22 protein-coding genes are annotated in these 26,059 nt (G+C 58.1%); 18 read left to right on the forward strand and 4 right to left on the reverse strand.

Annotation, left to right across the window (positions count from 1 at the left end):
* The first annotated feature begins 67 nt into the window (after positions 1-67).
* From KDN35_RS01500 to rnc, 10 genes are all read left to right on the forward strand, one after another.
* Entirely contained in the window at positions 68-583 is a 516-nt protein-coding gene (locus tag KDN35_RS01500) for a YceD family protein (RefSeq protein ID WP_212131908.1), read from the forward strand.
* 139 nt (positions 584-722) lie between these two features.
* Complete coding sequence (gene rpmF / locus KDN35_RS01505; protein WP_171566938.1) at positions 723-893, forward strand: 50S ribosomal protein L32; 171 nt, start codon at positions 723-725, stop codon at positions 891-893.
* 257 nt (positions 894-1,150) lie between these two features.
* The gene (fapR, locus tag KDN35_RS01510; protein ID WP_171566939.1) at positions 1,151-1,735 is read left to right on the forward strand and encodes a transcription factor FapR; all 585 of its coding nucleotides are present in this window, start codon (positions 1,151-1,153) and stop codon (positions 1,733-1,735) included.
* 22 nt (positions 1,736-1,757) lie between these two features.
* Positions 1,758-2,765, forward strand: a complete 1,008-nt coding sequence (plsX, locus tag KDN35_RS01515; RefSeq protein WP_171566940.1) for a phosphate acyltransferase PlsX — start codon at positions 1,758-1,760, stop codon at positions 2,763-2,765.
* Positions 2,766-2,770: 5 nt separating this feature from the next.
* A complete protein-coding gene (locus KDN35_RS01520; protein ID WP_171567013.1) occupies positions 2,771-3,775 on the forward strand; it encodes a beta-ketoacyl-ACP synthase III in 1,005 nt (334 codons plus the stop codon).
* A 16-nt stretch (positions 3,776-3,791) separates the two neighbouring features.
* Entirely contained in the window at positions 3,792-4,742 is a 951-nt protein-coding gene (gene fabD, locus KDN35_RS01525) for an ACP S-malonyltransferase (protein WP_171566941.1), read from the forward strand.
* Entirely contained in the window at positions 4,736-5,476 is a 741-nt protein-coding gene (fabG, locus tag KDN35_RS01530) for a 3-oxoacyl-[acyl-carrier-protein] reductase (protein ID WP_171566942.1), read from the forward strand. Before fabD ends, fabG begins: the two co-directional genes overlap by 7 nt.
* Positions 5,477-5,564: 88 nt before the next feature.
* Positions 5,565-5,798: an acyl carrier protein gene (locus tag KDN35_RS01535; RefSeq protein WP_171566943.1), complete on the forward strand. Its 234-nt coding sequence runs from the start codon at positions 5,565-5,567 to the stop codon at positions 5,796-5,798.
* Positions 5,799-5,936: 138 nt separating this feature from the next.
* Complete coding sequence (gene fabF / locus KDN35_RS01540) at positions 5,937-7,172, forward strand: beta-ketoacyl-ACP synthase II (protein ID WP_171566944.1); 1,236 nt, start codon at positions 5,937-5,939, stop codon at positions 7,170-7,172.
* Between the two features lie 39 nt (positions 7,173-7,211).
* Positions 7,212-7,913 carry a ribonuclease III gene (gene rnc, locus KDN35_RS01545; protein ID WP_171566945.1) on the forward strand — a complete coding sequence of 234 codons (702 nt, stop codon included), beginning with the start codon at positions 7,212-7,214 and terminating at the stop codon, positions 7,911-7,913.
* A gap of 59 nt (positions 7,914-7,972) precedes the next feature.
* Here rnc and KDN35_RS01550 read toward each other — a convergent pair whose 3' ends face one another.
* A complete protein-coding gene (locus tag KDN35_RS01550) occupies positions 7,973-9,757 on the reverse strand; it encodes a sigma 54-interacting transcriptional regulator (RefSeq protein ID WP_212131909.1) in 1,785 nt (594 codons plus the stop codon).
* A 270-nt stretch (positions 9,758-10,027) separates the two neighbouring features.
* On the opposite strand from KDN35_RS01550, the gene KDN35_RS01555 reads away from it, so the two are divergent.
* The 8 genes from KDN35_RS01555 to KDN35_RS20165 all read left to right on the forward strand — a co-directional run bounded on the left by KDN35_RS01555 (position 10,028) and on the right by KDN35_RS20165 (position 22,864).
* Positions 10,028-11,182 carry an amidohydrolase family protein gene (locus KDN35_RS01555; RefSeq protein WP_249178837.1) on the forward strand — a complete coding sequence of 385 codons (1,155 nt, stop codon included), beginning with the start codon at positions 10,028-10,030 and terminating at the stop codon, positions 11,180-11,182.
* Positions 11,183-11,193: 11 nt separating this feature from the next.
* Positions 11,194-12,522, forward strand: a complete 1,329-nt coding sequence (locus tag KDN35_RS01560) for an APC family permease (RefSeq protein ID WP_212131910.1) — start codon at positions 11,194-11,196, stop codon at positions 12,520-12,522.
* 40 nt (positions 12,523-12,562) lie between these two features.
* Positions 12,563-13,912 carry a glutamine synthetase family protein gene (locus KDN35_RS01565; protein WP_230077096.1) on the forward strand — a complete coding sequence of 450 codons (1,350 nt, stop codon included), beginning with the start codon at positions 12,563-12,565 and terminating at the stop codon, positions 13,910-13,912.
* A 500-nt stretch (positions 13,913-14,412) separates the two neighbouring features.
* Entirely contained in the window at positions 14,413-17,985 is a 3,573-nt protein-coding gene (smc, locus tag KDN35_RS01570) for a chromosome segregation protein SMC (protein ID WP_212131911.1), read from the forward strand.
* A gap of 12 nt (positions 17,986-17,997) precedes the next feature.
* Positions 17,998-19,002, forward strand: coding sequence for a signal recognition particle-docking protein FtsY (gene ftsY, locus KDN35_RS01575; RefSeq protein ID WP_171566950.1), 1,005 nt, complete (start codon positions 17,998-18,000; stop codon positions 19,000-19,002).
* A 157-nt stretch (positions 19,003-19,159) separates the two neighbouring features.
* On the forward strand, positions 19,160-20,665 hold the full coding sequence (locus KDN35_RS01580; protein WP_249178838.1) for a spore germination protein: 1,506 nt from the start codon (positions 19,160-19,162) through the stop codon (positions 20,663-20,665).
* Complete coding sequence (locus KDN35_RS01585; protein WP_171566951.1) at positions 20,662-21,795, forward strand: GerAB/ArcD/ProY family transporter; 1,134 nt, start codon at positions 20,662-20,664, stop codon at positions 21,793-21,795. The genes KDN35_RS01580 and KDN35_RS01585 overlap by 4 nt, the downstream gene beginning before the upstream one ends.
* Positions 21,779-22,864, forward strand: a complete 1,086-nt coding sequence (locus tag KDN35_RS20165; protein WP_212131912.1) for a Ger(x)C family spore germination protein — start codon at positions 21,779-21,781, stop codon at positions 22,862-22,864. Before KDN35_RS01585 ends, KDN35_RS20165 begins: the two co-directional genes overlap by 17 nt.
* 47 nt (positions 22,865-22,911) lie before the next feature.
* Here the strand turns inward: KDN35_RS20165 and KDN35_RS01595 are convergent, their stop codons facing one another.
* Genes KDN35_RS01595 through KDN35_RS01605 form a run of 3 tightly spaced genes read right to left on the reverse strand, consistent with a single transcriptional unit; the run spans position 22,912 to position 25,993 of the window.
* Complete coding sequence (locus KDN35_RS01595) at positions 22,912-23,898, reverse strand: ABC transporter permease (protein WP_171566953.1); 987 nt, start codon at positions 23,896-23,898, stop codon at positions 22,912-22,914.
* The gene (locus KDN35_RS01600) at positions 23,885-24,835 is read right to left on the reverse strand and encodes an ABC transporter ATP-binding protein (protein ID WP_212131913.1); all 951 of its coding nucleotides are present in this window, start codon (positions 24,833-24,835) and stop codon (positions 23,885-23,887) included. The genes KDN35_RS01595 and KDN35_RS01600 overlap by 14 nt, the downstream gene beginning before the upstream one ends.
* Before the next feature lie 3 nt (positions 24,836-24,838).
* Positions 24,839-25,993 (reverse strand): COG1470 family protein, encoded by a 1,155-nt coding sequence (locus KDN35_RS01605; RefSeq protein ID WP_212131914.1) that lies wholly within the window; start codon positions 25,991-25,993, stop codon positions 24,839-24,841.
* Positions 25,994-26,059 lie beyond the last annotated feature (66 nt).

Here is a 26,059-nt window from a genome sequence, read left to right on the forward strand (position 1 = left end):
GAAAAATGGTTGACAAAGCAAAGGGCAAAGGCTATAATCATCCTTGTTGTGCTTGAGGTGAAAAGGTGTGAACATCAAAGTAAGCGATTTGGACCATCTAAAAGGCGAGCCGCTGCCGTTTCGGCTGACGTTGGACGCTGACGAACTGAAGCGCCGCCATCAGGAGATTCGCGGGCTCACCCCTGTCGAAGTGAGCGGCGAGGCAGCCAAACTGGGCAATCTCTATTACGTGAAAGGCGAGATGAAGTCAGACGTTGACTATGTCTGCGCGCGATGCCTGAAGCCTTTTACCCGGCACACGGCCGTGCCTTTTGCGGAAACCTTCGCCCCCGCTGAATCAGCGGAGGATGAAGACCAAGACAGCGACATTTTGCCGCTGGAAGGCGACGAGATCGAGTTGAAGCCGCTGCTGCAGGAAGATTTCCTGCTCGCCATCCCTGCTTTTCCCCTCTGCGAGGAGGAATGCAAAGGATTGTGTCCCGAGTGCGGAGTAAACCGGAACGAGCAGGCGTGCGAGTGCAAACATGAGCGGATCGATCCGCGGTTGGCCGGACTGGCTGATTTCTTCAAGGACAGCAAGTAATTGCGTGTGTTTTCAAGATGGGATTGCCGATCCCTCGATCGAGCGTCTCATTTTTGAAGGATGGCGGAAGCGTTCGCGCCTGTACCATCCACCTAATAGAGCTTCTTAGCATGTGCCAATTGAAGGAGGTGTAAGGAAGATGGCAGTACCTTTTCGGAGAACTTCCAAAACCCGTAAAAGAATGCGTCGTACGCACTTCAAATTAGAGATTCCTGGCATGATCAAATGCGATAACTGTGGCGAATACAAGCTTGCGCATCGCGTTTGCCCGAGCTGCGGACACTATAAAGGTGTAAAAGTAGCGAAGTAAGAAAAGGCAGGGTGAGAAATCACCTTGCTTTTTTCATGACGAAGTGTCCAGGAGGGAAGCGCTGCTTTCCATCCGCATGAGAGAGCCGAGCGTCGAATCGCTCATCATGCACATCGGTGGTCGGGGGACATCTGTCCCGATTTAGCCGACTGCGGCGATCTTTGCTTGTCATTCCGCCGCTTCTCCCTTATACTTGATTAGGACCTGGTATTAAAAACTACTCGCAAGTTATGCGATTGAATACGGATGCCGAGGGGGTGTTACCCATCGCCCGCTTGCCAAAAAAAGACCGCCAGACTCGTTTGGTGCAGACGCTTCAGGAAAATCCCTTCGCCACTGACGAGGATCTGGCAGAGTTGTTTCAAGTCAGCATACAAACAATACGGTTGGACCGTTTGGAGCTGGGCATCCCGGAACTGCGGGAGCGAATCAAGTCGGTGGCGGAAAGAAGCCTGGACCCGGTCAAATCACTGGGGATTGACGAAGTGATCGGGGAGATTGTCGACTTGCAGCTCGACGTTCAGGCCATCTCCGTGTTGGAAATCAAAGAAGAACACGTTTTTGCACGGACGCAAATCGCCCGTGGACACTACATATTCGCCCAGGCCAACTCGCTGGCGGTGGCGGTCATCGACGCCGACGTGGCGCTGACCGCTTCTGCCCGCATCCGCTTTATCCGTCCGGTACGGCTGGGGGAAAAGCTGGTGGCTAAGGCCGTTGTGCGCAGCCGAAACGGGGACGAATGCAAAGTGCGGGTGGAGACCAAGGTGCAGGGAGAACTGGTCTTTACCGCTACGTTCCGCGTCGTCGGCATGTCCGATGTCGCAAAGCGAAATGGATGAGAGCATTAAGGAGGAGTCACGGTTGCGAATTGCATTGGATGCGATGGGAGGCGACAACGCGCCGCGCAGCACGGTGCTGGGCGCTTTGCAGGCGGTCAGGGAGAATTCGTCACTTGAGATCGTGCTGGTCGGCGACGAGCAGGCGATCCGGCGCGAACTTCCGGGAGAGCTTCCTGCAGGATTGGAAATCCACCCGGCGTCGGAAGTCATTGAACCTGACGACGAACCAGTACGGGCTGTCCGGCGCAAAAAAGGGGCGTCGCTCGTGGTGGCCGTCGAACTGGCCCGGGAAGGAAAAGTGGACGCTGCCATTTCGGCGGGCAATACGGGAGCGTTGATGACGGCCGGCCTGTTGTACGCCGGACGTATGGAAGGAATCGAGCGGCCGGCGCTGGCGGCATTCATCCCCAATATCAAGGGGAGGGCAACGCTGACGCTTGACGTGGGAGCCAACATGGACGCCAAGCCCCATCATCTCTTCCAGTACGCCGTGATGGGCAGCCTGTACGCGGAAAAAGTGCTCGGCTTCGAACGTCCGACGGTCGGTCTCTTGAACGTCGGAACAGAAGAGGGCAAAGGAAACGAACTGACCAAGGCCGTCTTTCCGCTGCTTGCGCGGACCGACCTGCACTTCGTCGGCAACGTGGAGGCGCGCGACGTGATGCAGGGAGCATGCGATGTGTTGGTTTGCGACGGCTTTGTCGGCAATGTGCTGTTGAAAGCGATGGAAGGCACCGCTTCTACCATCTTTTCCTTGCTCAAGCAGGAATTTACTTCCAGCCTGATTAATAAAGTAGGTGCGGCCATGTTGAAACCGAGCCTGGTCCGCTTCAAGCAGCGGATGGATTACGCCGAATACGGCGGCGCTCCGCTGCTGGGACTGCGCCGGCCTGTGATCAAGGCGCACGGATCGTCTGACGAGCGTGCGATCAAAAACGCGATAGCCAGTGCTGTCCGTTTTGTGGCTGAGGATGTGAACGGTTTTATCCAGGACGCACTACAGAAAAACCAATCGGGAGAAAGCGAGTGAAACCAATGAAGGAATTGCGCCCCGTAGGGATTTTGGCGACAGGTTCCTACACGCCGGAGAGAGTGTTGACCAATTTTGATCTGGAAAAAATGGTGGAAACGTCTGATGAGTGGATCGTCACTCGCACCGGGATTCGCGAGCGCCGCATCAGCGCACCGGATCAGGCGTCCTCCGATCTGGCGTACGAAGCAGCCAAAAATGCGCTGGCGAAAGCTGGGATCAGTCCGGAAGAGCTGGACATGATCATCGTAGCCACCGTTACACCCGACATGATGTTCCCGTCGACGGCCTGCATCCTGCAGGAGAAACTGGGCGCTTCCCGCGCAGCCGCGCTGGACGTTTCGGCGGCCTGCACCGGGTTCCTTTACGGGATCGCCACGGGCAGCCAGTTCATTGCCAACGGACTGTACCGCTACGTGCTCGTCGTCGGGGTGGAAACCCTGTCCAAAATCACAAACTACAAGGACCGCAACACCTGCGTTCTGTTTGGCGACGGTGCCGGTGCGGCCCTGCTCGGACCGGTGGGCGAGGGCTTCGGATTCCAGGCGTTTGAGCTGGGCGCTGACGGTTCCGGCGGACCGCTCCTGTGTATGCCTGCGGGCGGGTCGCGGATTCCGGCCTCCAGCGAATCGGTGGAAAAAAACCTGCACTACATCTCGATGACCGGCAGTGAAGTGTTCAAATTCGCCGTCCGCGTCATGAATTCGGCGACGGAAGCGGTGCTGGAGAAGTCGGGGACACCGAAAGAAGCGATCGACCTGCTGGTTCCCCACCAGGCCAACAAACGGATTATCGACGCAGCCATCCAGCGCTTCGGCTTGTCGGAGGACAAAGTGGCGATCAACCTGGACCGCTACGGCAACATGTCGTCCGCGTCCATTCCCGTCGCGCTGGACGAAGCGGTGGCAGAGGGGCGCCTGAAAGAAGGCGACAACGTCGTCCTCGTCGGCTTCGGCGGAGGACTGACATGGGGTGCAGCCCTGTTGAAGTGGTCCACCACACCGGCTTAAAGGAGGAAATCGTGCAATGAGCAAAGTGGCTTTTGTCTTCCCGGGACAGGGGTCCCAGTTCGTCGGAATGGGTCGGTCGCTTGCCGAACAGTCCGCAGCTGCCCGCGAAGTGTTTGAACGTGCAGACGAAGCGCTCGGCTTTTCGCTGTCGTCGCTCTGCTTTGAAGGACCGGAAGAAGAGCTGCGGCTGACGGTCAACACGCAGCCGGCAATCTTGACGACCAGCGTCGCGGTTCTGGCCGCGCTTCGCGAGCAACGACCGGACGTGGCGCCCGATTACGTGGCCGGACACAGCCTGGGCGAGTATTCGGCGCTGGTGGCCGCCGAGTCGATGGCATTCGCCGACGCAGTGAAAGTGGTCCGCGCCCGCGGTCAATTCATGGAGGAGGCTGTGCCAGCCGGTCAGGGAGCGATGGCAGCCGTGCTCGGCATGGACCGGCAGGCCCTGCAGGACGTCTGCGAAACGGTGACTGCATCAGGTCACCCCGTCCAGCCCGCCAATATGAACGGCCCCGGACAGATCGTGATCTCCGGTACGGCGGAGGGTGTGCGGCTGGCCGGTGAGCAGGCGAAAGCGGCCGGCGCCAAACGCGTTCTGCCGCTCAACGTCAGCGGCCCGTTCCACTCCAGTCTGATGCAGCCAGCGGCGGAGCGGCTTAAGGGCGTGCTGGCCAACATTGACGTGAAAGACGCTCGGGTGCCGGTGGTGGCAAACGTATCGGCCCGTCCGGAGACGGCAGCGGCGGCAATTGTCGACAACCTCGTGAAGCAGGTGGCCGCTCCGGTACTGTGGGAGGATTCCGTCCGCTGGATGGCGGAACAGGGCGTTACCACCTTTGTGGAGATCGGCCCGGGCAAAGTGCTGGCTGGCCTGATCAAAAAGATTGCGCCGACGGGGACGACGATCGTTTCCGTTCAGGATATGGAATCGTTACATGAACTGTTGAACGGAGGGGTATTATGCTAGCAGGCAAAACCGCGCTGGTCACCGGCGCTTCCCGCGGAATCGGCCGCGCGATTGCACTGCGGCTGGCGGAAGCGGGAGCCAACGTCGTGGTCAACTACGCCGGCAGTGAGGCGGCGGCTGCGGAAACAGTGGCCAAGGTAAAGGAACTGGGGCGCGAGGCGATCATGATTCGTGCCAACGTGGCCAATGCCGAAGAAGTAAACGAGATGTTCAAAGAGGCGCTGGAGCGCTTCGGTACGATTGACATTCTCGTCAACAACGCTGGCATCACGCGCGACAATCTGCTGATGCGGATGAAAGAGGAAGAGTGGGACGAGGTGATCTCCACCAACCTGAAAGGCGTCTTCAACTGCCTGAAAGCGGCCACCCGTCCCATGATGAAACAGCGTTCCGGCAAGATCATCAATATCACTTCTGTCGTCGGCGTGCTGGGCAATCCCGGCCAAGCCAACTACGTGGCAGCCAAGGCCGGCGTAATCGGATTGACGAAGACGGCCGCGCGTGAGCTGGCATCCCGCGGCATTACCGTAAACGCGGTCGCCCCCGGTTTTATCGACACGGACATGACTGCGAACCTGCCCGAGGACGTCAAGGCGTCCATGCTGGGCCAGATTCCGTTGGGCCGACTCGGCCAGGCGGACGACATCGCCGGGGTGGTTCTGTTCCTCGCCTCGGACGCGGCCAACTACATGACCGGCCAAACCCTGCACGTCGACGGCGGCATGTACATGTAAGGCGCACGCGTACAAGCAGCAAGAGCCTGACTCAACTGGTGTTTTGCAGGCTCATCCACTATAATACGGGGAGAGGGGGTGAAGCAAAATGGCAGACACGTTGGAACGTGTGAAGAAAATCATCGTCGATCGTCTGGGTGTAGAGGAATCCAAGGTGACTTTGGAAGCTTCTTTCAAAGATGACCTGGGTGCCGACTCCCTGGATGTAGTGGAACTCGTAATGGAACTGGAAGACGAGTTCGATATGGAAATCTCTGACGAAGACGCTGAAAAAATCACTACTGTTGGTGAGGTTGTAGCTTACATAGAATCTCACAAGTAGTCTGTTCAGTGGAAGTCCCGTGTCACGCGGGACTTCTCCCTTCACACACCCGGCTCGATTTTGCCGCAGAGCTTTCCAACCGTAACCAGGCGAAGAACAAGGAAGCGGAGAGCTGACTTACACATAGAGGTGATCGTAATGAAACGACGAGTGGTGATTACCGGTGTCGGCGTCATCTCCCCCGTGGGTAATGACGCGAAGACCTTCTGGAACAGCTTGCTGGAAGGAAAATCGGGAATCGGGCGCATCACGGCATTTGACGCCTCCGACTACCCTACGCAGATTGCGGGGGAAGTAAAGGATTTCAATCCCGAGGCGTACCTGGACAAGAGGGAAATCCGACGTACAGACCGATTCGTTCAGTTTGCGTTGGCTGCCACCAAAATGGCGATGGAAGACGCCAAGTTGGAGATTACGGCTGAGAATGCGGAACGCGTGGGTGTATACATCGGATCAGGTATCGGCGGTCTGACTACCTGGGAAGAGCAGCACCTGGTGCTGTTGGAAAAGGGACCGCGCCGTGTCAGCCCGTTTTTTATCCCGATGATGATCGCCAACATGGCATCCGGAGCCGTCTCCATCCAGTACGGAGCAAAAGGGCCGACGTCCAGCGCAATTACCGCGTGCGCGACGGGGACGAACGCAATCGGAGATGCCTTCCGGCTGATCCAGCACGGTCACGCCGACGCGATGATCACCGGCGGTGCGGAAGCGACGATCCGGCCGATGGCGTTTGCCGGTTTCTGTTCCGCCAAAGCGATGTCCACCCGCAACGACGAGCCGGAAAAGGCGAGCCGTCCGTTTGACATCGACCGCGACGGGTTCGTCATGGGCGAAGGAGCGGGCGTGCTCATTCTCGAAGAGCTGGAGCACGCGAAAAAGCGGGGAGCAACCATTTTGGCGGAAGTGATCGGCTACGGCATGAGTGCGGACGCCTACCACATCACCGCCCCGTCACCGGAGGGGCAGGCCCGCTGCATGAGAAACGCGCTGCGTGACGCCGGTATTGAACCGACGGATGTGGATTATATTAATGCACACGGCACCTCTACGGATCAAGGTGACATTTCCGAAACGCAGGCGATCAAGAGCGTGTTTGGCGACCATGCCTACAAGCTGGCGGTCAGCTCGACCAAGTCGATGACCGGTCACATGCTCGGGGCGACCGGAGGTGTGGAAGCGATTGCGTCGGCGTTGGCGCTGCGCGATCAGATTCTCCCGCCGACGATCAACCTGGAAAACCCCGATCCTGAGTGCGACCTCGACTACGTACCCAATCAAGCGCGCAAGGCGGACGTGAAGGTAGCCATGTCCAACTCGTTTGGGTTTGGCGGTCACAATGCCACGATCGTCTTGAAGCGGTTTGAGGCATAAATGGTTCCTGCCGGAAAGAAGCGCAGGAAGTCTTCAAGAATGGTGGTGAGCGTCATGAACTTCTCGGAGCTGCAAGAAACCATCGGTATTCGATTTCGCGACGAGAACGTATTGCGGCAAGCCTTCACCCATTCTTCCTATGTCAATGAGCAGCGCGGCAAGCGCATCCAGGACAACGAGCGGCTGGAGTTTCTCGGCGATGCCGTCCTGGAACTGACCGTTTCGCAATTTCTCTACAAGACCTTCCCCAAAATGAGCGAAGGAGAAATGACGAAACTGCGGGCAGCGATTGTCTGCGAGCCGTCATTGGTCAAATTTGCCGAACTGCTAAACTTTGGCGATCTCGTTCTGCTGGGAAAAGGGGAAGAACTGACAGGCGGCCGGCAGCGGCCCGCACTGCTGGCGGACGTGTTTGAGGCGTTTATTGGCGCGCTTTACCTTGATCAGGGACTGGACGCAGTCTTTCACTTCATGGAAAAGTACGTCTATCCGCGAGTGGACAAGGGCGAGTTTGCCCAGGTCACCGACTTCAAGAGTCAGCTTCAGGAGTTCGTCCAGCAGGATAACCTGGGGGAAATTCAGTACCGCATCGTGGAGGAAAAGGGGCCGGCGCACAACCGGGAGTTTGTGTCCGAAGTGCTCCTGAACAACCGTCCGCTCGGCATGGGCAGCGGGCGATCCAAAAAAGAGGCGGAACAGCAGGCGGCTGCCCGGGCGTTGATCAAACTGGGAGCGAAGTAGATCGCCCGCTGATTCGTGAGAAAACCCGTTCTCCCCATGAGGGAAAACGGGTTTTTTTGTTAGGCTTGCTTTTTGGTCATGCCGTACTTTTTTAGCTTGTAGTTGAGATGTTGGCGGGAAATTCCCAGCCGCTCCCCCGCCTTGGTGATGTTTCCGTTGGTTTCGCGCAGGGCCTGGCGGATCAGCTCCTGCTCCAGCCGAGCGACTTGTTGCTCCAGACTGCCGGAGAGGCGAATCGGCGCGGTAACTGCCTGCGGCGCATCCGGAAAAGCGTCAGGGAGCTGCCGGATGATCATCTCGCGAAACGCGTACGGCAGGTGTTCGAACCGGATCGGGCCGTCGTCGTACATGAGATTGAGGCAGCCCTCGATCACGTGCTCCAACTGGCGGACATTGCCCGGCCAGGCGAACGCCAACAGGTGGCTGTAAACGTCCGGATCGATGCCGGTCACCTTCACGTCAAGCGCTCTGCCATGCTTGGCCAGAAACGCGTCGATCAGGGCCGGAATGTCCTCCCTTCGCTTGCGCAGCGGCGGGATGTACAGGTTGACCACGCTCAGACGGTAAAACAAATCTTCACGAAGCCGCCCATGCCGGATGGCCTCCAGCGGATCTTCATTGATCGTGGCGATAATCCGCACATCCACGTCCACGACCTTGGCCGATCCCAGCCTTTGACATTTTTTCTCCTGCAAGACGCGCAAAAGCTTTGCCTGCAGATTGGGGCTCATCGCATTCAGTTCGTCCAGCAGCAGCGTGCCGCCGTTGGCCTGCTCAAACAGGCCCGGCCTGTCCACCGCCCCCGTAAAACTGCCCGGAGCGGTCCCAAAGAGCAGACCTTCCAGCAAACCTTCCGGCAGGGCCGCGCAGTTTTGCGCGATAAACGGTGCCGATCGCCGCGGACTTTCGTTGTGAATGCTCTGTGCAAATAACTCCTTTCCCGTGCCCGTCTCGCCGATGATCAGCACGGAGGAAGAAGAGCGTGCCGCCCGTCTCGCCTGTTCTACAATGTGTCCCATCTCGCGGCTGACGTAGACGATGTCCGTGAAACGGAAACGCGTCTGGTTCTGCCTGGGGAGCGGCCGGGGGGAGGCGGGCTTCGTCTCGTCCGCCTTGCGGAGCTGTTGGATGGATTCGGCCAGCTGCTTTTGCTCCGTGATGTCCCGCAAGACCTGAATCGCGCCCCGTTTCTGCTCGCCCACAAACAGGGGAGTGGTGCGGGAGAGCGTGGTCACTGCCCGGCCGTTCGGGGTAAAGTGCGTCTCCCGATGGTGCAGCGTTTTGGACAGTTTCATCGCCACCAATAGCGGGTTGGACTGCTCGTCGAGCGCGGGCCACACGTCAAACATGCGCCTGCCCCTGACTGACGCCGGCTCGCGAAGGTCGATCTCCCCCATCTTCCGGTTGTAAAAGAGGACCCGCCCCTCCGTGTTGACCACACAGACCCCTTCCTCCAGTTCGTCCAGCACGGCGTCGTACAGGAGCTTGACTTCGTTCATGGCTTGCAGCTGGTATTTCAACTGCTGCTGCTGAGTCATGTTCTTAAGGATGATCACATATCGCGTCTGCTCCAGGTCGCGATAGAGCGGGACCACGTTGGCAATCAACTCCTGGGTGCCGATGCAGACGGAGATGCCGGTCGTTTCCTTGTCCGCCTTGAGATACCGGCCAAATGACCTGTCACCCAGCAATTCGCAGAGGGAGACACCGGCGAAATCCCCGGGGCCGAGCGAAAACAAGCGCATGGCCGAACGGTTGAGGTCCAGCACGCTGCCTTCCTCATCGACGATCACCATGCACTCAAAGCAGGCGTTCCACACGTCGTTGAGCGCAATCACAGTCATGGTGAAAAAAGCCCCCCTCTGGCGCAAAATGTTTGTCGTTTTGCCGGAAACGCCGTTTCAAAACAGCAGCATTCCTGACTTCACTATAGCTTCACTATAGGATCGTTTATCCAAATATTCAATAGATTCAAAAATATTTTGCGCAAAATTTTTTTCGGCGCTCTTTTTTTGTCGCTTTACTCCCTTGCAAAAACGCCTAAATGCCGAAGGAGCAGCTGGCATGCAGATTGCTTCCCGTAACGTGTGACAGCCCCTGAAAGGAGGATCATGATGACACTGGATCTGCGTCCCATCAAGGCGGTGGACGTCCACTGCCACCCGTATCTGCAGCAGGCATCCCCGCTGTCGCCTGCAGAATTTGTTCGCAAGCTGTCCTTATCCGTTGTTCCCGGCATGTTCCAAACCGTGGAACGCGGCCACCCCAAGCAGCCCGTTCCCGGAACCAACATGTACACGCAGATCACCATTCAGCGCTTGGCAGCGTATTACGGCTGTGATCCGGTGCTGGAAGAGGTGGTGGCCTGTCGCAATCGGCTGGCGAGCGATCCGCGGGAGTATACCCGGGCCTTGTTCCGTGACGCCAACATCGCCGGACTGCTGCTGGATTTCGGCTATCCGCAGCCGCGCCTGTCCGAGGAGGCATACGCCGACATGACGGGCGTGCCGTATTGGGAAGTGTACCGCATCGAGCCGGTCATGGTCAGGCTGCGGGAGGAGTGCAGGGAGTTTGGTTCGTTTGCCGAGCGGTATCGGGCCGATCTGCGCGAGGCGTTGAAAGGGGAGCGCATTCTCGGTTTGAAAACGATCATCGCCTACCGCAGCGGTCTGGAGATCGGCCCGATGGACGAGCGGGCGGCAGCGGAGGAGTACGCGGCATTCTGCTCTGATCCGCGGGCGACCGTAAAGGCGTTGCGCGATTACTGTCTGCACGTCGCCCTGGAAGAATGTACGGCAGCCGACAAGGCGATGCATATCCATACCGGCGTGGGCGACGGCGAGGTCGTGCTGACCAAGGCGAACCCCGCCAGGCTTATGAATCTTCTGCGCGACAAGAAGTACATCGACACAAAGGTGCACCTTGTCCACGGCGGTTATCCGTGGGTGGAGGAGGCCGCCTTTATCGCCAGTGTACTGCCCCGTGTCTATCTGGACATTTCCCTGCAGAATCCGTTTATCGGCCACGGGGTGGAGCGGATTCTCTCGCACGTCTTTGAATTTGCGCCGTTTTCCAAGGTGATGTACGGTTCGGACGCGTTTACCCTGCCGGAGATGAATTGGCTGGGCGTGCACTTGTTCAAGGAGTGCTTCACGCGCGTGCTGGAAGGGTGGATTGCGCGTGACTACATGGATGCCGACGTGGCCCTGCACATTGCCGAAGGGGTGCTGTACCGCAATTTTACCGAGGTGTACGAGATTGCCTGGTGAGGTGGGCTAGCATGATTGAGCAATTCGGTTACAAGCAGGAGTTGAAAAGAGCGCTCAGCTTTTGGGATCTGCTCGTGTACGGCTTGATCTTCATGGTGCCGATTGCGCCATTCGGCGTGTACGGCTACGTTGCCGATGCCTCGAAAGGGATGGTGGCGCTGGCATACCTGATCGGCATGGCCGGGATGATTTTTACGGCGTTGAGCTATGCGCGCATGTCTGAGGCGTTTCCCGTCGCTGGTTCGGTCTACGCGTACGCGCAGCGCGGCATCCACGAAACCGTGGGCTTCTTTTCCGGCTGGGCAATCCTGCTGGACTACATCCTCATCCCTTCCCTCTGTTACGTGGTGAGCGCCAACGCGCTGACTTCCCTGGTTCCGACGATTCCCGCCTGGGTCTGGATCGTGCTGTTTCTCGCCGTCAACACGGTCATCAACGTGCGCGGCGTGGAGTTCACGGCGAGAGCCAACAAGATCATGCTGATCATCCTGTTCGCCGTGCTGGTGTTGTTTTTAATCGCCGGCGTCACTGCGCTGCTGGGGAGCGGCGGTTTTACCGTCAAGCCGATCTATGACGCGGAACATTTTGACCTGAATCTGGTGATGAGTGCAGTCTCCATCGCAGTTCTCTCCTTTCTCGGGTTTGACGCGATATCCACGCTCTCCGAAGAGGTCAAAGGGGGCAGCAAGGCGGTCGGGCGGGCAAGCGTGACAGCACTCTTCACCGTCGGTTTTCTGTTTATCGCGCAGACCTGGGTGGCGAGCGATCTGGGGCGAGGCATGCAGTTTGACAGTCTCGATACGGCTTTCTACGAAATCGCCGGTGCCGCCGGAGGAGTGTGGCTGAAGACGGTGTCCATCCTCGCCACTGTTTTGTCGTGGGGCATCTCTGCGGCGCTGGTGGCGCAGGCGGCCATATCCCGCATTCTGTTTTCGATGGGGCGCGACCGCAAACTTCCCGCTGTTTTGGCCAAGGTCCATCCCCGGTACCAAACGCCCTACGTGAGCACCGTGCTTGTCGCGGTGGTGTCGCTGATCGTCAGTCTCGGCTTTCAAGACCACATGCCGCTGCTCACCAATCTGGTCAACTTCGGGGCGCTCACCAGTTTTGTGGTGCTCCATCTGTCCGTCATTATCCATTTCACCATTCGCCAAAAATCCCGGCAGGTTGTCGCTCATTTGCTCTGTCCACTGATCGGTATGAGCGTAATCGCCTACGTGCTGACCTCCATGGATCCGCTGGCGATCAAGGCGGGAATCGCCTGGCTGGCGCTGGGGGCAGTGTACCTCTTCATCCGCAGCCGCGTGTTCAAGGACAAGTCAACGACGCTGGAATTGTAAGCCGTTTCGCATGCAGCACCTTACAGGAAAGGAGAGACGCATGATGTACACAGCAGACGATGTCATGAAGATTGTAAAGGAACAGGAGATTGAATTCATTCGCGTGGAGTTTCTGGACTACGCCGGGTTGATCCGAGGCAGAACGATTCGCCCGGACAATTTGCGGGATGCGATGGAGAGAGGCATCAACTTCAGCACGGCCATCATGAGTTTCGACAGCTTCGACGAGTACATTCCCAACCCGATGTACGGGGCCGGGGACGGTGATTTCTTCGCCGTTCCGGATCCAGCTACCTTTGTCATCCTGCCCTACCGCAGAAAAACCGCCCGCATGCTTTGCGACCTGGTGGACGAAAACGGCGACCCCTGGCCGGGCTGTCCCCGCCATGCGCTGAAGCGGCTGCTGAAGGAAGTGGAGTCGGTCATGGGCGGCAGGATGTACATGGCTTACGAGCAGGAGGCCTACCTGTTACGAGAGGAAAACGGCCGGCTCGTCCCCGCCGACGACAGCCACTGTTTTTCTCCTGACGGCGTCGATATCCAGGAGGATTTCGTGCAATCGTTCGTCCACGCGCTGGAGGCGATGGGCGTGAGGACTGAACAGATTTCCAGCGAATACGGACCGGGTCAACTGGAAGTCAACCTGCGCTACACGCATGCTTTACAGGCGACGGATGACCAGGTGACGTTCAAGCAGGTGTTCAAGCAGATCGCGCGCGACAAGGGACTGATCGGCACACTGATGCCCAAGCCGTTCGAGCACCTGGCCGGCAGTGGCCTGCACGTGCACATCAGCCTGTACAACGACGCGGGAGAGAACCTGTTCGCCGACAACACTGACCCGCGTGGACTGGATTTGTCGGAAAAGGCGTACCATTTTATCGGCGGCCTGCTCAAACACGGCCGCTCCCTGATCGCCATCGGAGCGCCGAGCATCAATTCGTACAAGCGGATGCGGCCGGGCACGTGGGCGCCGGCCCACATCTGCTACGGCGCAGGCAATCGCTCCGTCCTGGTGCGCATCCCGGAGAAGCGGCGTACTCGCCGGTTTGAATTCCGCGGGGGAGACGGCACCTGCAATCCATACCTGCTGTCAGCCTGTCTCGTGGCCGCCGGTCTCGACGGCATTCACAACCGCATTCATCCCGGCGAGCCGGCGAGCGATGACGTCAGCTGGCTCACTGAGGCGCAGATGCAGGAACGGGGGATTGCCCGCCTGCCGCGGACGCTGGAAGAGGCGGTGGACAGCCTGAGCCAGGACACCATATTGGCCCAGGCGATCGGCCGCGAGATCTGGGAAGAGTATATCAAGATAAAGCGTACGGAATGGGAGAAATACACCCGGCACGTAAGCGACTGGGAACGCCGGCTGTTTGCGCAGCGGTTTTGACCACAAAGGCATACAGGTGAACGAAACAGGCTCTTCTTCGGCGGGATGCTGGAGAGGAGCTTCTTTGTTCTCGACAAACGGCCGTTCTGTGATAAACTATTACAGTTGCAGGCAAGCCTTAAAAACGCTGCCTGCTTCGCGATCGTCTTTTGGCCATTGACATGCTTCTGTTCCGCAGGCGGGACAAGCGGTGCCAGGGAAAACGGACGACGAGAACCATGCGCTAGGCGAAGACTGTTTTTTTCCGTCCGCCAAAAAACCGGCAGCATCGGGTTTGTCTATGTGCCTGGTGGGGAAAGGTCTTCGTTCGGCTGTTATTCTATGGTACACTAATCTCACATTGGGTTTTATGCAGATGACTTGCTCCTGTTTCCCAGCAGGGGCTTTCTTTCAGGGCCCCCGCCCGGCGGCGACACGGGCCCGCTCGGCAGGCGGCAGCGCCGGACGCAGCGGGTGTGTGATCGCATGCGCCGGACGGGTTTTTAAGGAGGACCATCAGTATGTATTTGAAACGCCTGGAACTGGTTGGGTTCAAATCGTTTGCCGACCGGACCGAGTTGGAATTCGTGCCCGGAGTGACGGCTGTCGTCGGGCCGAACGGAAGCGGCAAGAGCAACGTCTCCGACTCGATCCGCTGGGTGCTTGGCGAACAGAGCGCCAAATCGCTGCGCGGGGCAAAGATGGAAGACATCATCTTTGCCGGAAGCGATACGCGCAAGCCGCTCAACTTCGCAGAAGTGACGTTGACGCTGGACAATACCGACCGTTCTCTCGACGTCGAATATACGGAAGTCTCTGTCACCCGCCGGGTCTACCGTTCCGGTGAGAGTGAATACTACATAAACAACCGGGCCTGCCGGCTCAAGGACATCATGGAGCTGTTTATGGACACGGGTCTCGGCAAAGAGGCCTACTCCATCATCGGACAGGGAAAAATCGAGGAGATCTTAAGCACCAAGGCAGAGGATCGCCGCGGCATTTTTGAGGAAGCGGCCGGCATCGTCAAGTACAAGACCCGCAAGCGGGAAGCGGAGAAGAAGCTGGACGAGACGGAACAAAACCTCGTGCGGATTCACGACATCGTCAGCGAAATCAACGAACAGATCGGTCCGCTGAAGGAACAGGCTGACACTGCGCGAAAATACAACGAACTGCGCCAGACGCTGATGGAACACGAGGTGGCGCTCTACGTCCAGCAGATCGAGGCGGCGCACGCCAAATGGGAGGAAGCAAGCCGCCGCGTGCAGGAGCTTCAAGAGCAGTTGGCCTTACAGACGACCCAGGCCTCGAAGCGGGAAGCCGACCTGGAGCAGGCCCGCTTTCACGTCAGCCAAATCGACCAATCCATCGAGGAATTGCAGCAAGTGCTGCTGTCCGTGAGCGAAGAGACGGAGAAAGTGGAAGGTCAGCGGGAAGTGCTCAAGGAACGGCTGCGCAACCTGGCCGCCAACCGGCAGCAGACGATGGAACAGATGCACCGCATCACGGAAAAGCGGCATGCCGTCGAGGCCGAGCTGGCAGAAGGAGAGCAGCTGGTCGAGGAAACCAAGCGGCGCATGGATGATGCCCAGGCGTCGCTGAAGGAGGCGGAAGACCAGTTTGCCGCCATGCTCCAGTCGCTCAGCGACGACGTTGAGCGATTGAAAGGAGACTACTTTGAAAAACTGAATGAGATGGCCAATCTGCGCAACGAAATCCGCCACCAGCAGCAGTTGAGCCAGACCAGCCAGGCCCGGGCGGAGCGGCTGGAGCTGGAAAAAGAGCGGCTCAATCAGGAAGAGGCGGCCCGCCAGACCAAGCTGGCCGAGCTGAACGTACAGCTTCAGGAGATTGACCTGTCGATTCAGGAGACACTGACGCGTTACAAGGAAACGATCGAGCAGATCCGCGAGGGACAAGCCCGTCTGGAGGCGTCCCGCCGGGAACTGCGTCAGTGGGAGCAGAAGCGGGAAGCGGCCAAATCGCGGCGCGACCTGCTGCGGGAGATGCAGGCGGAATTTGCCGGTTTCCAGCAAGGGGTCAAGGAAATCCTCAAGGCTCGCGAGCGCGGCTTCGCAGGGATTCACGGAGCCGTCGCCGAACTGGTCACGGTGCCGGAAAAGTACGAGACTGCCGTGGAGGTGGCATTGGGCGGCGCCCTGCAGAACGTGGTCGTCGAGGACGAAGCGGCTGGCCGGGCAGCCATCGCCTACCTGAAACAGCACAATGCAGGACGGGCTACCTTCCTGCCGCTTGACGTGATTCGGCCGCGCAGCCTGCAGGCGGACGAAAAACGGCTGTTGAGCAGACAGGACGGCGTGGTCGGCATCGCCAGCGAACTGGTCTCGTTTCAGGAGACGTACCGTCCCATTGTCGAATCCCTGTTGGGCAATGTGATTGTTACAGAAACATTGGAGCAGGCCAACCGCGTGGCGCGGGCGCTGAACTACCGCTGCCGCGTCGTCACGCTGGAAGGGGACATCGTCAACGCCGGCGGTTCCATGACCGGGGGCGCGCTGAAAAAGAATACGACCAATCTGCTGGGCCGCAGCCGTCAGGCGGAAGAGCTGGAGGCGCAGATGGCCGAGATCGAAGAGGCCATTGCCGGGCATACTACGCGTATGGAACAACTGGCCGAAGAACTCAAGCGGATCGAGCAGAAGCAGGAGCGGCTTCGCACACAGGGTGAATCGCTGCGGCTGAAGGAACAGGAAGTAAAGGGGCTGTTGCAGCAAACGGAAGCGGAAGGCCGCTCGCTGGCGGAACGGGCCATGCTCGTCGACCAGGACGTGGCCAGCTACCGCCGCGAGATGGAGGAAGCGGGACGGAAACTGGCAGAACTGGAGGCGGCCTTGGCCGTCATGGAAAAAGAAGAAAAGCAGCTGTCCGAACAGATTACCGCAGCCGAAGCAAAGCGGCAGGAACAGCTCGAATCCAAGGAAGAGATGAACCAGAAGATCACCAGCCTGAAGGTGCTGAACGCTCAGGTGAAGCAGGAACACCAGTCCCGCGTGGAGCACTTGGAGCGGCTCGCGGAACAGCGCGCGTCGCTTCTGCGGGAGTGGGAGGAATTGAACCAAACGCTGGCTTCGCTGGACGAGCTGGAGCGGACCAACGAGTCCTCCAGCGGCGAACTGGAGCAAAAGATCGCCGAACTGCGGCAGGACAAGGAGCGCGTCGCAGGGCTGATCCAGGAGCGGCGCAGCGAGAGAGCCACCCTCTACCATCAGCAGGAGCAGGTGGAGCAAGAGGTCAGGGAAATCCGCAAGCAGGTGAAGGCGCTCGAGGAAGGACTGCATCAGGAAGAGGTGAAGGCCAACCGCTTCGAAGTGGAACTGGATCATCTCCTGAACAAACTCTCCGAAGAATACGAAATCAGCTACGACCTGGCCAGACAAAAGTACCCGCCCCGCGGCGACATGGCGGAGGAGCAGCAGATTGTCAACCGCCTGAAAAAAGAGATTGCCGCGCTGGGGACGGTCAACCTGGGCGCCATCGAAGAGTACGAGCGGCTCAGTGAGCGCCATCAGTTCCTGAGCGCGCAGGAGGCCGATCTGAACGAGGCCAAGACGATGCTCTATCAAGTGATCGAAGAGATGGACACCGAGATGTCCCGCCGTTTCAAAGAGACGTTTGACGCCATCCGGGAACAGTTCCGTGATGTGTTTGTACAGCTGTTCGGCGGAGGCCGCGCCGACCTGATGCTGTCCAATCCGGACAATCTGCTGGAGACAGGGATTGACATTGTCGCACAGCCGCCCGGCAAAAAGCTGCAAAACCTGGCGCTTCTGTCCGGCGGTGAACGGGCGCTGACCGCGATGGCTCTCCTGTTTGCCATTCTTCGGGTCAAGCCGGTGCCGTTTTGCGTGCTGGACGAGGTGGAGGCGGCGCTGGACGAAGCCAACGTCAACCGGTTTGCCGAGTACATGCACCAGTTCAGCAGCCAGACGCAGTTCATCTGCGTCACCCACCGCAAGGGGACGATGGAGAGCGCCGATGTGCTGTACGGGGTGACGATGCAGGAAGGCGGCGTGTCCAAAATCGTCTCGGTCAAGCTGGAAGATACCAAAACATTTATCGAATCCGCTTCGTAAAGGGAGATGACCATGAGTTTTTTCAAACGCCTGCGTGACGCCATCGTGCAAAAGTCGGAGGCAGTTACGCAAAAATTTACCGAAGGCCTGGCCAAAACCAGGGACCTGCTGGTGGAAAAGGTGGAAGACCTGGTTCGCCGGTACAAGAAAATCGACGACGATTTCTTTGACGAGCTGGAAGAGATCCTGATCACGGCCGATGTCGGCGTCAACACCGTGATGGAGCTGATTGACGAACTGCGCGACGAAGTGCGCAAGCAAAAAATCGAGAACGCCATGGATCTGCAGCCGATTCTGTCGGAAAAGCTGGTCGCCCTGCTGAAAAACGACCAGGGCCAGGATGCCGGCCTGAACGTGCAGGACGGGCGGCTGAACGTCATTCTGTTCGTCGGCGTCAACGGCGTGGGCAAGACGACCACGATCGGCAAGATGGCGCACATGTTCAAACAGCAGGGGAAAAAGGTGCTGCTGGCGGCAGGGGACACGTTCCGGGCGGCTGCGATCGAACAACTCGAGGTGTGGGGCGAACGCGTCGGCGTGGATGTGATCAAGCACCAGCAGGGAGCAGACCCCGCAGCGGTCATCTACGACGCCGTACAGGCGGCCAAATCGCGCGGCGTGGACGTGCTTTTGTGCGATACCGCGGGACGCCTGCAAAACAAGGTGAACCTGATGGAAGAGCTGAGCAAGGTGCACCGCGTCGTGCAGCGGGAACTGCCGGGCGCTCCGCATGAAGTGCTGCTCGTGCTGGACGCGACGACGGGGCAAAACGCGCTCTCCCAGGCCAAGACGTTCGGCCAGGCGGCCGGTGTGACGGGCATTGTGTTGACCAAGCTGGACGGGACGGCCAAAGGCGGGATTGTCATCGCCATCCGCAACGAGCTGAACATCCCCGTCAAATACGTCGGCCTCGGGGAAAAGGTGGACGACCTGCAGCCGTTTGACCCTGAGCAGTTTGTGCACGCGCTGTTTGCCGGGTTGATCGCGCAGGAGACTGCGGCGGAAGAGCAGCAGTAACAAGGTGCAGATAGGGAAAGGAAACCTGTATTGCTTTCACGGCGATACAGGTTTTTTTCGTATGGGATGAACCGGAAGTGCCCCCATCCGTTTGTATGCCTGTCACCCTCGTAGGAAATACTCCCTATTTAGGGTGCACGAAAAGGCGGTGTGTCACATGAACATTCTTCGAAGGCTGTTCCCTGCCATGTTTTCGGCGTTTCATGCCAAAGACGAACCTGCACACGGGGACGAACAGCCCCCGACCGATTCGTCCCTGACGGTTGAAGAGCTGCAGAAACGGTTCTGTCACGTTCATGATGCCTGTGTGAAAGATTTGCAGGTAAATGCCCAGACAGTCACGCTGTTTTATATTCGCTCCCTGATCGATGCGGACCAGTTGCGAGAGGGGATTCTGCTCCCGTTGGTACACGGGGATTACAACTGCGCTAGCCGCGCCATCATTTCCGATCAGGTCAAGCCGGTTCCCAATCTGGAAAAGGCGATTGAACAAGCCCTGCAGGGCGCCGTTATCGTGTTTGGCGAAGGACGGGTATTTGCCGTGCATATTCCCAGCACCATCAGCCGTTCCATTGAAAGCTCGGAGCAGGAAGCCATCGTCTACGGACCAAAGGACAGCCTGAGCGAGCAGTTGGATCACAATCTGACCATGATCCGCAGGCGTTTGCCCGTGCCGGAACTGAAGTACTGTTTGTTTACCCTGGGAACGTTGAGCAAAACAAACGTCGCGCTGCTATACATCGAGGGAATTGCCAATCCGGAAAACATCCGGCTCGCATTTGAAAAGACATCCAACATTGATTTCGATGTATTTTTTGATTCGTCGCATGTCAGTGCGTTTTTGGAGGATCACATGGGCAGCGTTTTTCCGCAGTTTCAGCAGACGGACAGACCGGACGCGGTAGCCGCCGCACTGGCCAGCGGAAAAATTGTCTGGCTGGTCGCCAATACGCCGTTCGCGCTGATTGCCCCCGTTACGTTTTTTGATCTGTTTCAGTCTCCCGAAGATTACATCCACCGCTGGATGGTCAGCAGCTTCTTGCGGTCCCTTCGTTTCTTTGCCTTTTTGTTTGCCATCGTCCTGACACCGGTGTATGTGGCGCTGACCACGCACCATTACTATTCGATGCCGCTGGAATTGCTGTACCTGCTTATGGAGTCGAGGAGCGAGATTCCCTTTACTCCGATTTGGGAGGCCATGTTCATGCTGCTCACCCTCGAGATTCTGAAGGAGGCCAGCTTGCGGATGCCCACCAAGTCCGGCCAGACGCTCGGGATTGTCGGGGGAATTGTCGTCGGTCAGGCTGCCGTCGAAGCGAATGTCGCGAGCAATATTTTGATCATCCACATTGCCGTCTCCGCCATCGCGTCGTTTCTGGTGCCGAATTACCTGATGACGAATTCCAGCAAATTGATCCAGTTCGCCCTGCTGATCCTTGCCGCCTGGCTGGGGATGTGGGGAATCATTTTCGGAATGGTGTTGGTGCTTATCCATTTAACCGGGCTCACGTCCTTGAAGCAGCCGTATTTTGCTCCCCTTACCCCAATGTATTGGCGAGATTGGAAGGATACGATCGTTCGGCTGCCGTTGAAGTTGATGAAACAGCGGCCTGAGCACCTGCGACCGGTGGCGAAATCGAGAATGAAAAAGGAGATCCGATGAAGAGCAGTTCGTTGTTTGACCATGACAAGCCGCTTCAGCCATGGATGTGGGCTGTTTTGGTGAACAGGATGCAAGTCGGCTACTTCATGCTGATCCTGCCGAACGTGCTGGTTCAACCGTATATGGTCTGGATCATTTTGCTTGCAGGATGTTTGGCTCTTCTCAACATGTGGGTAATCGGAAAGGGCCTGGAAGTCAGTTACCAGCAGCATGAAACGGAAGGATGGCAGCCGTTTATGGGGAGCGTGTGGATGCGCTTGTTGATGGTCCCCTGCCTGGTCATCATGCTGTTGAAATTGATAATTGTCGTGATAGGGTATGTAAGCATCGTGCACCAGATCCTGTTTCCCTCCGTCAATACCGGGACATTCGTCGTCTTGATGATGTTCGCCGGATATTATTTGGCGAAACACGGGATGTTGACGGTGCTTCGTTTTGGCGTGATCGCCTTTCTGATGTCCGCCTGGATTCTCGTCCTGTACGGGTATTATTTGTTGCCCCAGGAAGCGAACTATACCCATCTGTATCCGATCATCCCGCTGCAGTGGCCCTCCCACTGGTTCGAATCTCTGCTGTTCGTATGGGCGGCGTTAGCCGGGCCGGAATATTTCGTTGTGTTGGGGCCGTGGACGGGGGGGAAGCGGCTGACCAAATACATCCTGACAGGGAACGTTGCGTCACTCTTCGAATACGTGTATTTCTTTTTCGTTTCGCTGCTGTTTTTCGGTTCTTCCTATCTGAAATCCATTGATATTGCGCTGGTTCAACTGGTGCGTTACATCCAACTTCCTTTTTTTGAACGCGTTGATATGATCGTGGTGCCTGCATACATGGCCCCCATTGTCCTGGTGATCGCGCTGCTGATGCTTTACGTATACGGAGCCCTTCGCATTCTGCTGAAGCAAATCCACAAGCCGCCGCATGCAAGAGGGTTTTTCATGGTGTCATTGGCGGTGGTGGGGTATCTGCTGATTGTCGATCACTGGCTGTGGACATCGGAAACCCAAAGACGCATGTGGGAACAACTGCAGATGGTTGTCGGCGGTGCATCCTTTGCATTGACTCCCGCCCTGTTTCTTGTGCTGCATGCCGTGCAATCAAGGAGGCGAAAAAGTGAAAAAGCGCAGTAACAGCCTGATATTCGTCACGATGCTGCTGATGCTGTCCGGCTGCGGCTCATGGTCGGTGAAAAACAACATCATTGAGGAAATCTCGCCGACAATCCTGCTGTATGTCGGCCGGGGAGCGGACAAACACCTGGAGCAGGCAACCTTGATCCCGCCTCTGGTCGAGGAAAAGAAACGGGTGATCACGGCAAACGTCAGGCTGATGAAGGAAGGACGAATCCAACTGAACCAGAAGTACTACCGCGAGATGAAAAGCGGGCAGCTGCGCATGCTCTTTATTTCCAAAAGTCTCGCCCGGGAAGACATCCTGCCCATTGTCAACACCATGATGATTGATCCCGAAATCTCCGACCGCCTGTATCTGATCGTCGTGGAAGGAGATTTTCTCGCGTACTTGAACAAGCAGGTAGTAAAACAGCAGGAAATGATCGAATTTTATCTGTACAAGATGCTGGCTCACTATGAGCAGCAGGGGGAAATCACGGTGACCAATCTGCACCGTTTTATGGAAGCGTATTTTTCCCCTTATGCAGATCCGAAGATACCGCTGTTCACCACGAACGGAACCGATTTGATCTATAAAGGAACGGCGCTGTTTCACGACGGCAAAATGGTGGGCGAAATCACGACACTTGACGATCCCCTGTTCCAAATTCTCAACCGACCGACGCGATTTCAAAAGTTGCTGTCCCTGCCGGAACAAAGAGTTACGCTGGGGTCGCTGCACACGGAAACAAAGGTGACGGTACAACCTACAGGCGATGTGAAGATTTACATCGAAGGAACCGGAAGGGTGGAAGAATACCAGGGCGAGCGGGACCTGAACCAACCGGAAGCAGCGCAGCAGTTGACGAGGGAGTTGGAAGCGGTTCTGGAACAGAAGGCCGCCCTTCTTGTAAAAAAGCTGCAGCAGTTGAGGATTGACCCGCTGCGGATCGGAGAACGCACCCTGGGCCCCTTTTCTCAGCCGTACACAGAGGAAACATGGAAAGCAGCGTGGCCCACCATGCGAGTCCACGTGGACGTGCATTTGCAGCTGGAAAGTCTGGGATTGCTGAAGATGAAAAAATGACGAAGCCCTTGCATGGCCCGTCGGGAGCAGCAAGGGCTTCTTATCTGTCAATTGCGGCTGCGAATCTCCTGCCGCATGAACAACACGTAGGACGCGGCAAAACACACGGCGGCAGCCGCAAGCAGTCCCGTCACCTGCGGCCAGACCAGCAGCAGGCTTTGCCCAAACGGCAGCGGACTGGGAATCGCGCCGTATATCTGTTCCATCGTCAGCGGCCCCAGGCTGCGGACGGATGGCGTCAGCATCGTCGTGGTGGCCTCGCTGAACAACTGGCTCGGCGACAAGCGGGAGAGGTATAAAATGAACTGCTGATGGGACAGCACGTTCTCCGGCGTCTGCACAGCCGGTGCCGTGGCACTGGCCGTCAGGTTGACCAGCAGCGGAAAAAAGACGCTGAAGAACAGCCAGACGGCAATGCCGGCCAGCGCGGACGTGGCCGCCTGGCGAAAGCGGGTGGAAAACAGGATGCTCACGCTCAGCCAAAAGGCCACGTACAGCACGCTCAGCGCCAGGAAAAAGACCATGCGGGCCAATTCCTCCGGTGTAGGCGGAATGCCGATGGCGATCAGTCCCAGCCCCATGACGAGGAATCCCAGAGCAAACAGCAGGACGGTGATGACGATGAGCGCTGCGACAAATTTGGCGTTGATGACGGTGTCACGGTGCAGCGGTTGGGACAACAGCCGGCTCAGCGTGCCCTTGTTTCGCTCCGAACTGATCGCGTCAAAGCCCATCCCGATCCCCAGCAGCGGGCCGAGAAAGCTGACAAAGGTAATAAACGGCGGCAGCGTGCCGTCTGAGATCGTAAACAGCTTCAAGAACAGAAAGGATGATCCGCCGTCCTGTTTGGGCACCGCCTCCCGGATCGTCGACAGGGCGGTGTACAGCGATCCGATGCAGGTCAGGACCAGGATCGACACCAGGATAACAAAACGCCAGCTGCGCAGGTGGTCGGCCATTTCCTTTTGCACCATCACCCAAAACGGGTGGAGAGATTCCGCGCGGGGACGAACAAACCGGTCAAACACGGACATCCCCCCCTTCAAAATAGCGGTGATAGATCTCGTCCAGCCCGTACGCTTTTGTGTTCAGGCGGTGCAGAGAAGCTCCGGATTGGACAGCCAGCCGGGCGATCTCGGGAGCAGCGTCGGTCCGGCAGGAGAGGAGCAGACTCCCGTCATCCCTGCGTTCGACGCGGCTCACCGGTTCCAGACTGACCAACCGATCGACCAGTTCGTCGCTGACCGGCCGCACATCGACTTCGATCAAGATCGGCTCATCGGCAAACAGTTGGGCTGACAGCTGGGCCAGGGTGCCTTCCGCCAGCAGTCTGCCCGCCACGAACAGCCCGACGCGGTCGCAGATTTGCTGCACCTGGTGCAGATGGTGGGAGGAGAGCAGGACGGTAATTCCCTCGTCTCTGCTCAGCCGCTGGATCAACTGGAGAAAGTCGCGGACGCCCTCCGGGTCAAGCCCCAGCGTCGGCTCGTCGAGGATGATCACTTCGGGCTGTTTCATCAAGACGTCGGCCAGCCCCAGCCGCTGCCGCATCCCCCGGGAAAACGTTCCCGCCCGTTTGTGGCCGTGTTCGCTCAAGCCGACGCGCTCCAGCAGCCGGAGCGCCCGTTCTCTTCCCGTCTCATCGGGTATGCCGTTCAGCCGCGCCGTGAAGAGCAGGTTTTCCAGCCCGCTCATGTCGTCGTAGAAGCCCACGTCGTCCGGCAGGTACCCCACTTTTCGCTTGACGGCCAGCGGATCGCGCGTCGGGTCGTGGCCGGCCACCCGGACGATGCCCGACGTGGGTTCCGTCAATCCCAGCATCATCAGGATCGTCGTCGATTTTCCCGCGCCGTTTGGCCCCAGCAGGCCGAAGATTTCGCCGCGGCGGATGGTCAGGGTCAAGTTGTCCACCGCTTTGAAACTGCCGTACTCTTTCGTCAGGGCAGACAGCGTAATGACGTCTTCCGTCATGTGTTACCGCCTCCCGTAGGTGCGGAACAGGTAGACGACACCACCCGCGACGGCGAGAATGACCAAAACGCCCAACCATCCCCACAGCACCGAGGTTTCGACAGCGACGCGAAACTCCGCATCCGCAGCGGCCTCCGGCGCGGTGGCGCTGACATCGACGACGTAGTCACCGGCGATTGCCTTGCTGTCTGCCTTGATCGTGGCGGTCACGTCCGCCTTTTGTCCCGCTGCCAGTTTGTCGATTCGCTTCGGTTCAAAGGTCACCTCCCAGTTGACGGGCGTGCTCGCGGAGAGTTCCACGTTGCGCAGATCGGCCGTCCCGGTGTTGCTCACCTGCAGCTGGAGCGTCCGCGTGCCGCCGGCGGTCACGTCTGTGCTCAGCAAGCCGGTCGGAGTGCCGACCTCCAGGCCATATGTGCCGGTAATCACTGCTTCCAGCTCCATCTGGGCAAAAGTGGAGGAGGTGGCCGCCTTCACCGGAAATTTGTACGATCCCGATTTCACTTTTTTCGGCGGACGGATTTCGACGACGATGTCCTTTGAGCCGTTCGCGTCCACCTGCACGGACGTGACTGCTTTTCCGTCCGCCTTAAACTGCACGTCCCATCCTTCCGGTGCTTGCGCGGTCAGGGAGTAGAGCTGCTTTTGCGCAGTCCGGTTGCGCAGGGTGGCGCTGTATTGAAATTGCGAGTCGGCGGGTCCCTCCATGTTTGGCTGCTCGCTTATCAGTTCCGTCTTGAACGAGCCCTGCTGCGAGACGTTGACGGTGAGCGGCAGGACCGCTTTCCCTTTGGCGCTCAGCTCGAAGCGATAGGTCCCCTTGTTCACGTCGAGCGGGACGTCCACCTGCAGGGTGACGGAGCGGGAATCATTGGGCTTGACGGAGATCGTCTGTACGCTCCACCCGTCGGCGGTGATTTCCGCTTCCCACTTGGCCGGCAGGTGTTCCACCTCAAGCTCCGCGCTTTCGATGGCGCTTCCGTTGTTGATCACATCGATGCTGTACTGGATTGACTCACCCGGCGTCACCGTGATGGCAGGATACGGCGTGTACAGGCTCAACGATCCTGCGGCGTCGGCCCGGGCAGAGGCAGCGGCGGCGAGGCCGAGGGCAAGTGCCAGTGCCAGCGCCCACTGCCGGTTCCACTTGCATTTCATGATGACAATTCCCCCTTTTACCGTCGATAGTTGCTTTCACCCCGTATACGCGGAAACATGTGCACG

This window comes from Brevibacillus sp. NL20B1 (genome assembly GCF_018195675.1).
GTDB classification, from domain to species: Bacteria; Bacillota; Bacilli; order Brevibacillales; family Brevibacillaceae; genus Brevibacillus; species Brevibacillus aydinogluensis.